The organism is Alkalihalophilus pseudofirmus OF4 (genome assembly GCF_000005825.2).
GTDB lineage: Bacteria > Bacillota > Bacilli > Bacillales > Bacillaceae_D > Alkalihalophilus > Alkalihalophilus pseudofirmus.
Genome location: NC_013791.2, coordinates 460,142 through 475,122, shown reverse-complemented (window position 1 = coordinate 475,122; position 14,981 = coordinate 460,142). Strand labels below are relative to the sequence as shown.

Annotated in this window: 12 protein-coding genes; 2 read left to right on the top strand and 10 right to left on the bottom strand. The window is 40.1% G+C overall.

Going from position 1 to position 14,981, the window contains the following annotated elements; genetic code table 11:
• Positions 1–35 precede the first annotated feature (35 nt).
• The 5 genes from BPOF4_RS02415 to glsA form a co-directional block, all read right to left on the bottom strand.
• Complete coding sequence (locus BPOF4_RS02415; RefSeq protein ID WP_012957465.1) at positions 36–872, bottom strand: methyl-accepting chemotaxis protein; 837 nt, start codon at positions 870–872, stop codon at positions 36–38.
• A gap of 136 nt (positions 873–1,008) precedes the next feature.
• A complete protein-coding gene (locus tag BPOF4_RS02410) occupies positions 1,009–2,346 on the bottom strand; it encodes an aspartate aminotransferase family protein (RefSeq protein ID WP_012957464.1) in 1,338 nt (445 codons plus the stop codon).
• Between the two features lie 40 nt (positions 2,347–2,386).
• On the bottom strand, positions 2,387–3,778 hold the full coding sequence (locus tag BPOF4_RS02405) for a YjiH family protein (RefSeq protein WP_012957463.1): 1,392 nt from the start codon (positions 3,776–3,778) through the stop codon (positions 2,387–2,389).
• 88 nt (positions 3,779–3,866) lie between these two features.
• Entirely contained in the window at positions 3,867–5,234 is a 1,368-nt protein-coding gene (locus BPOF4_RS02400; protein WP_012957462.1) for a sigma-54 interaction domain-containing protein, read from the bottom strand.
• A gap of 1,096 nt (positions 5,235–6,330) precedes the next feature.
• Positions 6,331–7,275: a glutaminase A gene (gene glsA, locus BPOF4_RS02390; protein WP_012957461.1), complete on the bottom strand. Its 945-nt coding sequence runs from the start codon at positions 7,273–7,275 to the stop codon at positions 6,331–6,333.
• 481 nt (positions 7,276–7,756) lie between these two features.
• Here glsA and BPOF4_RS02385 point away from each other — a divergent pair, with 481 nt between their 5' ends.
• Positions 7,757–8,740: a hypothetical protein gene (locus BPOF4_RS02385; RefSeq protein WP_012957460.1), complete on the top strand. Its 984-nt coding sequence runs from the start codon at positions 7,757–7,759 to the stop codon at positions 8,738–8,740.
• A 17-nt stretch (positions 8,741–8,757) separates the two neighbouring features.
• Here the strand turns inward: BPOF4_RS02385 and BPOF4_RS02380 are convergent, their stop codons facing one another.
• The 3 genes from BPOF4_RS02380 to BPOF4_RS21070 all read right to left on the bottom strand — a co-directional run bounded on the left by BPOF4_RS02380 (position 8,758) and on the right by BPOF4_RS21070 (position 11,613).
• Positions 8,758–9,561, bottom strand: a complete 804-nt coding sequence (locus BPOF4_RS02380; protein ID WP_012957459.1) for a hypothetical protein — start codon at positions 9,559–9,561, stop codon at positions 8,758–8,760.
• Positions 9,562–9,684: 123 nt separating this feature from the next.
• Positions 9,685–10,017: a hypothetical protein gene (locus tag BPOF4_RS02375; protein ID WP_012957458.1), complete on the bottom strand. Its 333-nt coding sequence runs from the start codon at positions 10,015–10,017 to the stop codon at positions 9,685–9,687.
• Positions 10,018–10,047: 30 nt separating this feature from the next.
• Entirely contained in the window at positions 10,048–11,613 is a 1,566-nt protein-coding gene (locus tag BPOF4_RS21070; protein ID WP_012957457.1) for an LXG domain-containing protein, read from the bottom strand.
• Between the two features lie 326 nt (positions 11,614–11,939).
• Between BPOF4_RS21070 and BPOF4_RS02365 the strand changes: the two genes are divergently transcribed.
• Positions 11,940–12,812 carry a GNAT family N-acetyltransferase gene (locus BPOF4_RS02365; RefSeq protein ID WP_041822208.1) on the top strand — a complete coding sequence of 291 codons (873 nt, stop codon included), beginning with the start codon at positions 11,940–11,942 and terminating at the stop codon, positions 12,810–12,812.
• A 59-nt stretch (positions 12,813–12,871) separates the two neighbouring features.
• Here the strand turns inward: BPOF4_RS02365 and BPOF4_RS02360 are convergent, their stop codons facing one another.
• Both BPOF4_RS02360 and BPOF4_RS02355 read right to left on the bottom strand, forming a co-directional pair.
• Positions 12,872–13,630 carry a 5-oxoprolinase subunit PxpA gene (locus BPOF4_RS02360; protein WP_012957455.1) on the bottom strand — a complete coding sequence of 253 codons (759 nt, stop codon included), beginning with the start codon at positions 13,628–13,630 and terminating at the stop codon, positions 12,872–12,874.
• A gap of 39 nt (positions 13,631–13,669) precedes the next feature.
• Positions 13,670–14,893 (bottom strand): NRAMP family divalent metal transporter, encoded by a 1,224-nt coding sequence (locus BPOF4_RS02355; protein ID WP_012957454.1) that lies wholly within the window; start codon positions 14,891–14,893, stop codon positions 13,670–13,672.
• Positions 14,894–14,981: the final 88 nt, after the last annotated feature.

Genomic DNA, 14,981 nt, shown 5'->3' with positions numbered 1-14,981 from the left:
AAATACCCTATCATCACCTGATAGAGTATTTTCGCTTAGCCTAATGTCTTCATATAATCATGCAGCTGATAGATAATGGTTGATAGAGTATCAAGCGTTTGGGCAGCATTCTTAACAAGTTCAGTCTGTTCAGTTGTCAGCCCTCTTATCGTCGATAAACTATCAATCATCTGTTCTAAGTTTCCTTTAATGAGTGTAATGGACTCATTAATTTTATCTGATGACGCTGCTGTCTCCTTAGAGATCGTACGAACCTCATTTGCTACAACAGAGAATCCCCTTCCAGCATCACCAGCTCGTGCCGCTTCGATGTTAGCGTTCAAACCTAAAATATTCGTCTGTCTTGAGATCTTATTCATCAATTCAAGGATATGGTTAACCTCTTCAGAATTCTCTTTTGACCTCTCAGATAGCTGATATAATTCATTATTCGTCTCTTGAAGCTGATCAGCTTGAGAAATGATCTGTTCAATTAACTTCTGAATGCTCACTGTAATGTCATTGAGCTTCTCTACATTTTTCTCCATTTTCATTAATACTTCAATATTATAAGCCATCCCTATGGCCCCAATCACTCTGCCCTCGTTCATGATCGGCGTCGTTTTCCCAAAGAAATGAATGCCGTAAACCTCAAACGGAGGCCGCCCCATCTCGCCCTTTCCATTTAAAGCACTTTGAATGACTGGATCTTCTTTAGATACAGGGTCACCGGTTTTATTACCAAGTACTAGATTAGGGTGATCTAGCTGCAACAGCCATGTTTCATGGTCACATATAGATATGGCAATTTCTTCTTTAGCCGCTTTTTGAATAAATGGAGCTGCGGTAACAATGGAATCTAATATTTCTTGATCTGTTTTACCCGTACTCATTCTTCCACCTCATCCACTTTTACACCATACAATAGATATAGGTAAATAGTTTTATAATCTATTGATATCATGTCTTTGCGATAAGTACAAGATAAAACAATTATAACTAGAAGGCGGTCCTTAAATGAATGGCATACTAGAGGGATGCTGGCTGATGCGTTTCTTCTTTATACTTTACTAACGCACGCTGAAGCATATCTAAACCATCGTCAATTTGCTCTTTTGTCACGCTAAGCGGCGGGATCATTCGAATGACCTCTCCTTCATTGCCGCATAGATAAAATAAAACACCTTCCTGCAGGGCTAAATCTAATATCCTCAGCACTGCAGCTCCGTCTGGCTTCTTTGTTTGTGGATCAATGATCTCTATCCCAATCATTAACCCGACACTACGGATGCTTCCAATCATCTCATACTTCTCTTTTAATAAATTGAGCCTCTCTCTTGCATAGGCACCGACTTCTCTGGCGTTATCTAATAGATTTTCTTCTTTTAGAACGTCTAAAGTGGCTAATGCAGCTGAACAAGCTATCGGGTTTCCTCCAAAGGTTGTTCCGTGGCTTCCAAGCGGCCATTGCTGCATCAGCTTGTGATTTGCTACCGTTGCACTAAGCGGCAAACCTGAAGCAATTCCTTTAGCAATTGCCATAATATCTGGAGTGACCCCGAAAGTTTGAGCCGCAAACCATTCTCCTGTGCGGCCAAACCCTGTTTGGACTTCATCAAATATCAGTAGTATATCGTGACGGTTACAAATCTCCCTTACCTTAGCTAACCAAGAGGCAGGCGGGATTATATATCCGCCTTCTCCAAGAACGGGCTCTAAGATCACCGCTGCTACTTCCTCAGATGATACGTGATATTTAAATAGGTTCGTAAACTCTTCTTCTAGCAGCTCACACGCTAGAGATTCTACGACTTCCCCTTCCTCATCAAGAATTCTTGGATCAGACGGTTTAAAGTAAGGAACCTGGTAAGTTAACCCATTTGGCTGCAGAAATTTTCGATACTTGCTTTTGGATGTGCTTACCCCAAGTGACCCTTGAGTCCGGCCATGAAAGCATCCTGTAAATGAAACGACATAAGGCCGCTTCGTTACAAATTTAGCTAACTTTAACGCCCCTTCAATTGCTTCTGTCCCGCTGTTTGCAAAAAAGAAACAATCAAGATCACCAGGCAGAATATCAGCGAGCTCATCTGCTAATTTTAAAATAGATTCATATTGAATGACACCAATCGGTCCATGGGTTAAATGATCAGCTGCTTCCTTAATAGCCTGAACAATCTTCGGATGACGATGTCCCACATTTGTCACTGCAATTCCTGATGTGAAATCCAAATATTTCACCCCATCTACCCCGTAGTAATAACAGCCTTCTTCTTTTACTACAGGTAAATTAGGGTGATCTTTTGCCATGCTGGGTGCTAATCGTGAAGCTGATTTTTCTCGCAGGTAACTCCAATCCGCACTCATTTGCCTCGCTCCCTTTCATAAATAATCAATGTACGTTCACTTAGAAGAAAAAGACGTGCGCCATGAACACAATAATCGGTAATGTAATAATCGTACGCTGGAAAAATACAATAACTAAATCAAGCAGGCTCAAAGGAATCTTTGAACGAAGCAGTAAAATTCCAATTTCAGACATATAGATAAGCTGAGTCATTGAAACAGCTGCAATCACAAAGCGCGTTAACTCACTTTCAATGCCGCTCCCCACCACAGCAGGCAAAAACATGTCTGCAAAGCCTACAAGTAACGCCGGGGCAGCAGCTTGCGCCTCAGGGATTCTAAGTAATTCTAGGATCGGTACAAAAGGATAGGATAAATAAGTAAAGATAGATGTATATTCGGCAACAATTAAAGCAATCGTCCCTAACGCCATGACAAGCGGGATGAGCCCGAACCAAATATCTAAAACATTTTGAAAACCTTTAGTTGCTACACCTTTCACACTTTTCACTTTTGAAGCTGTAGCTACAGCTCTTTCTAACGCCCACTGTCTGCTCGTTTTCCCCTCGGGCACTTCTTCTGATATTTGTTTTCCAGCTCCCTCATAATACGTATCCGCTTTTCTTGAGAGCGGCGGAATTCTAGGACAGATAATGGCTGCAATCAACCCTGCCACGATAACCGTCAAATAAAATGGAATAAACATATAATCAAGACCGATAAAACTAATGACGACTAAGCTAAACGCGATAGATGCAACAGAGAAATTCGTCGCAATGACCGCTGCTTCGCGTTTTGTATAGAATCCTTCCTCATACTGCTTTGTGGTTATAAGCACCCCTACCGTACCGCTTCCCATCCAAGAAGCAACCGCATCAATGGAGGACCTGCCCGGAAGACGGAATAAAGGGCGCATCACTTTTCTAAGTGAAGTTCCAATAAAGTCCATTAATCCAAACTCCAGTAATAAAGGCATAAGAAGGCCGGCAAATAGAAACCACTTCGTGAGTACGGGAACTAATTCATACAGAACAGTCCCTCCTGTATAAGCATCCCAGATAAAGGCAGGTCCTATTTCAAAAATGACCATAACGGCAAACAATGCTCCTGCTGCTCGCATCACCAGCCAAAAGCCGCTGACATGAAATAAGCCTTTAAGAAAAGCAGAGTTCATAATCCATTGAGGCTTGGCTACGTTTGCTGCGATTGTTAATACAACCGATAATAAGAGCACAGCTACCATAAAGGCTGGGAGATAATCAGCAGTTATTCCCTGAGCAGTTTCAGCTAAAATTCCGACTCCAATGGTCCATTTCCCACCATAATTTAATGGAATAAGGAATAGAAACAAGCCCACTATTGATGGGATAATGAATTTCAACTTGTTGGTTGTGGTCATCGTTTCTTCTCGTTCAAACTCTGAAACTAAAATCTCCTTTTTCTCTAACTCCATAAAAGCACCTCACCTTACCCTTTAGTTTTAGACCTACATGCTTCTCTAGATGTGTAACTTTTTATAATGCAATAAATGTACCAATTAATCATTTTATTTTATATTTGCTTAATTTTCTGACTATTGTAGGTTGACTGACACCTAAATATTTTGCCATCTCAACAGTGGTCCTATATTGAGTTTTAGCTTTTTGGAGAACCTCTCTCTCGACTCCTTCAAGGATCTCAGGCAGCGTCTTCTCTTCTAGCTCTAAAGCTTGTCCATACGGAAGGTAATAAGATTCAGGCAAATCATTCATTGTAATGATTTCTGAAGTAGAAACAACTACAAGCCTCTCAATTAAATTAATGAGTTCTCGAATATTTCCTGGCCACGGCTGCTTAAATAATTGCTGTTTCACCGCATCATCAAGCAGCCTGCTGCGGTTATATTTCTTTGAGAACTGTTCAACAAAATGGTCGAGCAGCGGGAGAATATCCGTTGTCCGCTCTCTTAACGGAGGAATGCGGATTGGAACAACATTCAATCTAAAATAGAGATCTTCTCTAAATTTCTTTTCTTGAACTAGCTGCTCTAACGGCTGGTTTGTTGCAGCAATCAGCCTGAAATCAACTGTTCTCGGCTTTGTACCCCCTACACGGTAAAACTGTTTTTCTTGGATAAAACGTAAGACCTTTACTTGTAATGGAAGAGACAGCTCTCCTATTTCATCTAAAAAAAGCGTTCCCCCTTCGGCTAGCTCTGCTAAACCAAGCTTTCCTTTTTTATTTGCACTGGTAAAAGACCCTGCTTCATACCCAAAGAACTCTGATTCAAAAAGACTTTCAGGAATAGCTCCGCAGTTCACTTCAATAAACGGCTTATTACAACGCCCGCTCTCCCTGTGAATAAGCTTTGCTAAATGAGTCTTCCCTACACCCGACTCTCCTAGAATGAGAACGTTCACATCAACTTCCGCCACCTGTTTTGCGACGGATAAACATTTTTTCATTTCATACGAGTTCCCGACAAAGCCTGTGTTTTTCATCTGTTGATTGCGCAGAACCTCGATTTCATTTTTGACCCTTTCCATCTCATCTTGCATCTCTGCTAGGAAGTGCTTCATATTCACCATTTCAGTAATGTCATGAGAATACGATGCGATCCTATACACTTCTCCTTCTTCATCAAAGACTGGCACTCCGGTAATTAACAACTTTCTACCTTTGTTTGTCGTTTGAATAATATTGACACGATCCTTCTTTTTTAGCACAAGAGGCGTCACGATTGGAGTAAAAACCCCTTGTCTTTCTAGGTCATATACAGAAGCCCCTACAATCTCTCTCTCCTCTATTCCATATAATGCTTTTGTTTCTTCGCTCACCCTTAAGATTTGACCATTTTTGTCTGTTACTAGTAAATCATCTTTTAGTGCATTTAATATTTCTTCACTCTCTTCCGCTTTGCTCATCCTCATGTCGTATCCTCCTGAGTATTATTCATCTATGAATAAAATAATTATTTTATTTTTATGTATTTTCAGAATTTATCTTATTGTACACTGGCTTTATTCATTTTTGAATAGATAATACATTTTTGCATAAAAAGAGAACTCCTCGTTAAAACGAGAGAGTTCAACCATTTGCTTAGTATGCCAATGATATGGCCCTATCATCATCAGCGGATTTTATGTAAATACTGTCGGTTAGTCTATGCAAATCTGCTGAATCTACGTACACTGTATTATTCTTGATGAATGTGAGAAACATCAAGGGTCAGCAAACGCTCTATTATTCTTTTATTTTGACTTATGCGTTGCTGCATAAAAACTTTCTCCGCCAAACCTCCGTCATGACCTCCTATTTTGAGCGCCTTCATCAGGGCGCTTTTTTGTTCTAAAAAGTCAGAAGGACACCGCTTGTCACGCGCACATTGAAAGAGTCCCTCCTGCCATAAGTGTTGATCTCCGCTTCAAGCGCACGCTTTCCGCGGGCGGTCCGGGAGCCTCCTCGTCGCTTCTACTCATAAAAGACATAAGTACACTGAAAAATGGGTCCCCTGCAGTAATTGTTGATCTCCGCTGCAGGCTCACGCTTTCCGCGGGCGGTCCGGAAGCCTCCTCGGGCTTACGCCCTGTGGGGTCTTCCCTGGCCACGCACATCCCGCAGGAGTCGGTGCCTTCCGCTCCAATCAACGGAGCGGGAAGGTTGTACAGTGCCCCCTCAATATAAGTAGCACTTAGTAAATAGAACCGAGTCTATTAACTACATCAATCCACTCGATTCAGGGAGAATGCAATAACTCAGCGGATTAAATATGCGAAGACTCCAGTGGTGACTAGAGCAAGAGTGAAATCCCACAGGGCTTAGCCCGAGGAAGCTCAGCAGCTCACCGCGGAAAGCGAAGCATAGTTCAGGAGCGGCGATTCAACTCTAACATACTAGAGTTGTATTCTAAAAAAGCAATTTAAAACTAAACAAGACGACACCCATTTGATGAATGTCGCCTTGCTTTACATTATTTATCAGATCGTTTTCCATGCACTCTCCATCACTCTAATCCAAGTCTTCTTGCTACTGATTAAATAAACTTAAATTCCAGCGTTCTGATATATTTCTTAATAAGCGTATACCAGCAATACTATTGCGATGTTCATTTAAATCAGGACCTAGTACACCAATCCCCATTCTGCCTGGGATGGCTGCCATAATTCCTCCAGAGATTCCGCTTTTAGCAGGAATTCCTACATCTACTGCAAACGCACCGGATTGATCATACATCCCGCAAGTGACCATGAATGTCTTTAATACTCTAACAACATCTCTTGGAATCAGTTCCTCACCCGTTTCAATATCTACGCCATAATTGGCAATGACAGCAGCAATCCTTGATAATTCCTTAATATTCATCTCAATCGATGTCATCCGCCAGTAGACAGGAAGCACATCTTCAAGGTCATGCTTCTCATTTATATATCCGCCGTAGCGATTATAATAGAATAAGGCACGATTAAGGTCATGTCCTTCTGCTTTTACAATCTCGGGGTTATAATCAATTTTGTCGTTGCCAGCAAGCTTCCGTGTCAGATCAAGAATCCTGCCAAATTTCTCATCAACGGAACTGCCTTTCACTTGACCGACAACAGCAATCGCCCCCGCGTTCACCATCGGATTCAGCGGCCCGCCGTCTTCTTGCAGCTCCATCTTGCTTAGTGAATGATAAGGGTCTCCTGTCGGCTCTTTGCCAACATGCTTAAATACTTCTTCTTCTCCTTGATCCATTAAAGCCACAGCGAGTGATATGATTTTAGATATACTCTGGATTGAAAAGGTCCCTTCATCATCACCAGCTTGTACGTATCTGCCATCTAGTCCCATCATGGCCATAGATACTGCTCCGTGATCTTCATTGTCTACTTTTTCAATATATTCAGGGATCTTGCCGTCCCTTGCTGCTTGCTTTTCTTCTTTTATGATCTTTTCTAAATAATCCTTAATATCTTCTTTTATTTGATTCATCTTTATTCCTCCCCTGTATACTTCATTGATTCCCTGAAAACCCCTTGCTTAACCAACTTTTTCACCAGAAAGATAAGACCATCTTCCGTTGAGATAACCTTCTCCTAATCCGCTCATAAGACTATTTACTCATTTATAGATTGATAGGTTTATAGAAAAGAGAAACTGGCAAATATATAGGTAACAAAACAAAAAACAAATACTAAATATAAAAACACTACATACACAAGGAGGAGTTATCATGAGTTTAAAAGAGTATATCCAATCAATTAACAATATGTTAGAGGAAGCTAAGAAAGAGGTTGTATCTACACAGAAGTAATCATGTAGAACTAAAAAAAGCCAAGAGGTCTGCTTTTGATAAAAGTCGACCTCTTGGCTTTTTTTGTGCGCATGTCTTGACCAGGCTAGTAATTGGTGCAATACTTTTTCTGGTAGATTTTTAATTGGGTGGGAGGCGTTCATTATAAAACAAGCATTTATGAAAATATTATTATTTGCAGGCATGTTCTTGTCAGCTTTCTTCATTTTATTTATCGCCTACATCACAGCGAGCGAATTTTTCGTGGAAAAAGCAGCTGACATAAGTACACTTCTCGGCTATATATTTTTCATTTTTATTATTAGCTATCTATTTGCAGCAGCGTTAAAGAGGTTAACTTCTTATACGCTCAATTTTCTTGACAGCTTAATTATACGCGTGGTTCATGGATTAACTATTTTTCTCTCACTCACCATTCCTATCACGATTGCTTATAACTCACTTGCTTCTATTATTCCGTTTTCTTTCCACTTGTACATTTTATTCTTCATTGGCTTCCTGCTGCTTCATATTTGGCTATTTACAAAGTGGGACATTATTATTTTCACGAGAGATATCCACCATTCAGAGATGACTTTATCAGATGATGATTGGTATAAGCTTTATGTAGAAAGAAAAAAGGATTATGAAAAGCATAAAAAAGCAGAACAAGAAGAACCACAGTTTCACCTTAATGATGGTGAAACCATAATTGTGACGTACAGCCGGATAAAGGGAGTCTTAAATCTATTGTTTCAATTTGCGATTCTTGCTCTATTTGGTTTCATAATGTACATATTAGTGGTAGTTGATTTTAATTTATTTATTTCCTTAACCTTTGGATATTTAGTGTTACTTGGAATCTACCGTTTTTTGATACGTATCTTCTACACTACTATTTGGCTGTTCAGAAAAGATACGGTTCTTTTTAGGTATGATCAGCACAAATTGATTTACAACGATCAAACCTTCTATTTTCATGACATGACTTACTTCTCATTTGGAGCACAGCCACCGTTTTCGCTAAACCTCCATTTAAAGAAGGATGAAGAGATCCGCATTCCTACTTGGAATCTACTTTTCACTAAACGATTAAATGATCATCTAGGTGTGATGGCAAATTGTATTAGGAGAAACAAAAGAAAGCATTCACCTAAAAAATAGTTGAATGCTTTTTATCTTTATTCACTTACTTGTTTAGCAACTACGGCTACACCTTCTGCTATTGCATTCCACTCTTCCGTTGATTCAAGCGTCACTCGAACAGGAAGTTCTTCGCCATCTTGGTAGCTTACGACCCAGACCCCTTCACTACCCGGCAAGAAGAACGTGATGTTCTCTAGTAAGGGATCCTTATCAATCGAAGGAATATGAAAGAATGAGATATTATGAAGAGTCCATGCATGGTGATCTAGATCTGTTAAAAACGCTTGGAAGTGTATTTCTTCTTCAGGCGCGAGATCTGCAAGCATCTGTACCTTCTTTACATTATCTCGCACACTTAGTAAGTCAAACGCTTCATCAGATAGGGCAAATGTTCTTTGTACGTCCGGCTGCTTCTCGCTAATTGCATAATAATCTTTGATCATCTGAGGCATTTCATCTACAGTCATATAAGCAAATTCATGAATGATATCGCGGTCGATTGAGTGAAGCAGCCATGTATCTCCTTGGATATGATGCAGCATTACCGCATGTTGATTTGGCGCATCAGGAATACGAATCATATAATTTGACTCAACATAGGATTTGATAAACATCTGCATTTCCTCACTTAATGGAATGTCCCCGTTACGTTCAGCAACTTCTACCCAAAGGTCTTTTACCATTAATTGATGAGCTGTCGCTTCCATCACAGCATCCCACTCTTGTTGAGTTTTCGTCCCTAATCCTGTCTCTAGAATTCCTTTTGCTACATTCGGATATCCGGTTAACGATACGAGCAGCGCCAGCTCCTCAGTCGAACACTTCATTACAAAATTCATTTGCCTATAACACATCCTTCGGTATTGCTCATCGTTTACGTATCAATAAGCTTTTTAATTTAAAACTGATCAAATAAATAAAGATATGTAGATGATACTACATAATATATTTATATACTTATTTTATACTAATAAATTTAATAAACCGCTGAGAATTTGGTACAAAATTAATGCTAATATCCCTAACAGTAGATAAGAGACTATATATAACAACTTAGCTACTAACCAATTATATTTTTTATATCTATTATAAAGGTAAGGACATAAACCTACTATTGACCTCATAAAAATATTTGTTGCCTTCTGAAACTTAGTTTCCGGAGGATCAAATATACCCCACTCGTAATAATCGACTAATAATTTACCAACAAACATTATCCCAAGGCCAAATCCAAAATGTGAGGCAATGAGCATTAGCAATAGATTATCTAAAAACGTTATAATATCTTGAAACAAAAGATTACACCCCTCAAGAGCCATCCAATATTATTTGAACCAACCGCCTATTGATTTAAACGAATTTACAACATTGGAGTTTGCAACTGTTTTTCCAATATTCCCTCCAATATCTTTTGCTTTATCTCCAGCAAAGCTACTTACTATTCCACCTGCTAAACCGCCTAATGCTCCTCCTACAACTACTCCTACAGGACCACCCAGACTTCCAACCATAGCACCAATTTTAGCCCCTCCAGCTATAGCAGTGGCATCAACTGCAATACCGCCGAGTGCCCTACCTAGCTTTTCTTCAGTGCTTCTATGAGCATTAGCAGGTGTAGTCAACTCTGCAAAGTTAGCTACAAACGAAACCGCTGTCCCTACAATCGGAACCCTTCTCCCCACAGTCTGCAAACCCTTTGCATCAAAAACCTGCTTTACAATTTCTTTCGTTCCTGTTGTCATTCTTGACTGGAACGTAGTTTGTAAAGTTGAACCTACGACAGAGCCTGTGTGGTTTTTAGGGAACCCCGCCAGATGGCTCAGCATATGCGACGGGCTGTTGTAGCTTGCTGCAAACCGCTGCAGTCCTTGTGCCATTGGATTTATTTGCTGGGATCTTGAGAAGTCTAGTAAGAACTTTGCTGTTTTCGAGCTGTGCTTGCTTTTACTCGTCCACGACTCATGAGCACCCACCGAAAAACGATAGTCTCCTCTTAATCTTTGCATAATACTCGGTGTTTTATCAGGTAGATATTTAACTTTTAATTTTCTCGTTAAATAGATCGTAGAAGTCGACATCGCAAATTGTGACCCGACTACAGCTAAATCAGAGAACCCGATTGTTTGGTTCGCACTATTAAAATAGTCTAGCACTCTTCCTACCCAGGATGGTGATTCTTCTTTATTTTGTGTACTTTGTTCTATACTTTGACCCGTTTTCGATAGAAGCGTTTCATTTACCATTTTATAGCTAACATCTTCCTTTAATTGACCCGATATAAAGGATGAGATCGCAAATCCTTGCTGGGCAAACATATTGGAGATCGTTGTCAGGTATTGACTCATGATTCGTAAACTTTCTTCTACTGTATGCAAGGAATTCGTTTGTTCATAGTCGAAGTGCATAATGTTCTCACTTGTTTCAATCACATGCTTTTTCGCTTGATCAATATGCAACAGCACATCGTCATCGCTTACACGCGGCAGGTGTAGAATATCTGATACACGCTGCATAATCGAATTCGCTTGATCAGTCAGATACATGGTTGTATTTCTTGCCTGCTCTAATCCTTGGTTTAAGTCATCGTCTAAAAATTGTTGATGAATAAAACCATTCGGTGCTGGCTCAAACGAATACATTGCCCCTTTGATCTGATCAAGAATCGAGGAATACTCATCAATGACGGCTTGGAATAACAATAAAAATGGCTGGTGGCATTCTTCGTAAAACGAACGAATAGCATCAGCCCCGCTCCCTTTAAAGGAATCTTGAAGTGATGTGAATGATTTTATTGCTTGTTCAATTTGCTGGATCTGTTCGCTTTGTTTTGTGAGAGTGCGTTTTGTTTCATCAATGGCAAAATCAAGAGCACTCACATCTAATACTTTCATTTCCCCCATCACCCACTTTAGATTTTTTAAAGAGACGTTTCTGTTTAAAATCGCTTATTACATTTAACCAGTTTACGATTTATTTTTAGATTTTCCCTTATATTCCACTTCTTTAGAAATCGTTATTTATTCACCATAATTAGCATCTTTTTAACTATAGCACGCTCATTTTATAAACCAATGGGATAAATGGATTAAATTGCCTTCATTAGTTAAGACCTTAGCACCAATTCGAGTTTTGACCGTCTTTATTGTTAAAAAATAGACAGATTATAACCAATATTTGCTACGATTTAAGCACTAGATGAAGGTTCTAGGAGTGATAAATGTTGATTACGTTTACCCGTCAATTTGCAAGAAAGGAAGCCGCTTCTTTTCTTGCAAGATTAAATAGTTTAAAGGAACATCATGTCGGCTATTGTGGAGAATCTGCTGATGAAATTTCCCATACAATGGAACAAGAATTCTCAGACCTGCCATTAGAACGTTGCTGCATCGCGGCTTTTGAAGATGGAGAAATGGCTGCCTTTCTAGGTCTAGATATTGATCTGAATGAAAATGAAGCAGAAATTTGGGGACCTTTCATATCTGTTCAAGATTGGGAAGGAGTTGCTTATGCGATGTGGGAGCAGCTAACAGCTGAACTCCCTTCGCTAACCTATAATGGCTTCTACAATCAGGCTCATCATTATGCTCATCCTTTTATGACCCATATCGGTGCGAAAAAAACTGGACAGCATACGATCTTGACTGTACGTAAAAATGAGGCTTATCTAGGTGATAGAAGTGCTGCCTATCAAAAGCCCGCTAAGCATCATTTTGCCTCTTTTAAAGCACTGCACGATAAAACGTTTCCTAACACTTACTTCAGCGCTGAAGAGATGTGGGAGACACAATCCAGCACCAATCAGCTTCTAGTTGCAGAAGAAAAAGGACAGACCGTTGGTTATATTTATGTCACGGCGAGCCCCTCTTTTAAGGAAGGGGATATCCACTTTTTAGCTGTTGATGAGGCTTATCGAAGAAAAGGAATCGGTGCACAATTGCTGCAAAGCGGGATACGAGCATTATTTTCTTACGAGGAGATCGAGGAGATTACTCTATGTGTCAATAATAATCAAAAAGCTGCACTTCATTCTTATCTAAAAGCGGGATTTACTGAAGTTCATCAGTTAACTGCTTATAAATTAAAGCAATAATCACCTAACTATTTCATTTAACACAAAAAAGAGAGTCCGCGGACTCTCTTTTTTACGTGCTATTTTACAGGAGCGATCGTAACCCCTTCGTTTGTGAGAACCTCTCGCAAGGTTTGCGCAAAAGATAATGCATTCTCACCATCTCCGTGGATACATACCGTGTCTGCTTTAATCTTAACGATAGAACCGTCAACTGCTGTAACGGTGCCTTCTTTGACCATCTGCAGCACCTGCTCTACCGCTGCATTTGTATCATGGATTAATGCATTCGCCTCTGTGCGCGGTGTTAAAGCTCCATCCGGCTGATAGGTACGATCAGCGAATACTTCGTTTGCCACCGTTAATCCCAATTCTTCTCCCGCCTTTGTAAGCTCGCTTCCTGAAAGGCCAAATAACACAAGCGACGGATCCGTATCATGAACAGCCTGTGCGATTGCCTTTGCCATCACAGGATCCTTTGCCGCCATATTAAATAGTGCACCATGCGGTTTAACATGCTTCATTGATACATTATTTAAGTGACAAAAACCTTTCAAGGCATTAATTTGATAGATGACAAAATGGTAAATATCCTCTGGGCTCGTTTGGATCTGCCGTCTGCCAAAGCCCATTAAATCTTGAAAGCCAGGATGAGCTCCAATGCTCACCCCTCTTTCTTTAGCCATCTTAACTGTTGCTGCCATCACATTATGATCACCAGCATGGTAGCCGCAAGCCACATTTGCCGAGCTGATATGATCTAAAATAAATTCATCCTGCCCTATCTTATAAGCTCCAAAACTTTCCCCTAAATCACAGTTTAGATCTACTCTCGTCATCCTCTCACTCCCTTAAAAAAGTTCATTTCTTCTCTATCATTAGAATAGTTGTGGAATCATTTGAGTCAACGTGTGAATACCTAAGTATGTTGTTAAAATAACAATGATCGCACCAAAGATCGTCATCCAAATTGGGTGCTTATAATCGCCGACAATTCGTGAACGGTGTGCTGCTAGAAGCACACATGATAACGTTAATGGAAGAATTAAACCATTGAATGCCCCTGCTAAAATTAACAAGGTAACAGGGCGGCCGATAAAGGCAAAGACAGCTGTTGAGAAGACAATGAAGCCGATCGTCCAATAATTTTTATTTTTCTCAATGCTTTTATGGAATGTTGTTAAGAAGGATACAGATGTATAAGCTGCACCAATAACAGACGTAATCCCAGCAAACCATAATACTAAACCAAAAATACGGTAACCAACCTCACCTGCAGCTATTTGGAATACAGAAGCAGTAGGGTTCTCTGCATTTAAAGCAAAACCAGCTGAAACCACCCCAAGGACAGCAAGGAATAAAATAAATCGCATAATAGATGCAACCACAATTCCTGAAATTGCCGTATTTGTAACATGGCGGATATTTTCTTTACCAGAAATACCTGCCTCAAGAAGACGGTGTCCCCCTGCAAAAGTAATATAACCTCCAACCGTACCTCCTACGACTGTAATTAACGCAAGAAAATCAATTTCAAGCGGTGCCACTGTGCGGAGAGCTGCCTCTGCATACGGAGGATTACTTACAAACATCACATAAAGAGTTAGTAAAATCATAACTGCGCCTAAATAACGAACAATTTTATCCATCGCTACATTCGCTTCTTTAAGCGTAAAAATAACGATACAAATCACACCAGTCATCACAGCACCGATTCTTGGGTCAAGCCCCATTAACGCATTGACCCCAAGTCCGCCCCCAGCGACATTTCCGATATTAAAAGCAAGGCCTCCTAGCACAATAAAAAAAGCAACAACGTAGCCAAGGCCAGGCAGAACGGCATTCGCGATCTCTTGTCCGCGCATTTTTGAAACAGCAATAATACGCCAGATGTTCATTTGAGCACCAATATCTAAAATAATTGAAGCTAAAATAATAAAAGCAAAACTAGCTAACAGCTGCTCGGTGAATACGGCTGTCTGTGTTAAAAAGCCGGGCCCGATCGCTGAGGTGGCCATTAAGAAAGCCGCTCCCATCATGGCGCTTAAACGCTGCTTCGCTGTCATTTTTCCTTGCTGTTCGTCAATTGGATTTTGATTCATATGTATCACCCTTTCACCTTTGTTGTTTATGTAGTGACTTCACCTCTATGATGTAGACAGCTACGAACACGTTTAATACAATAAAGAG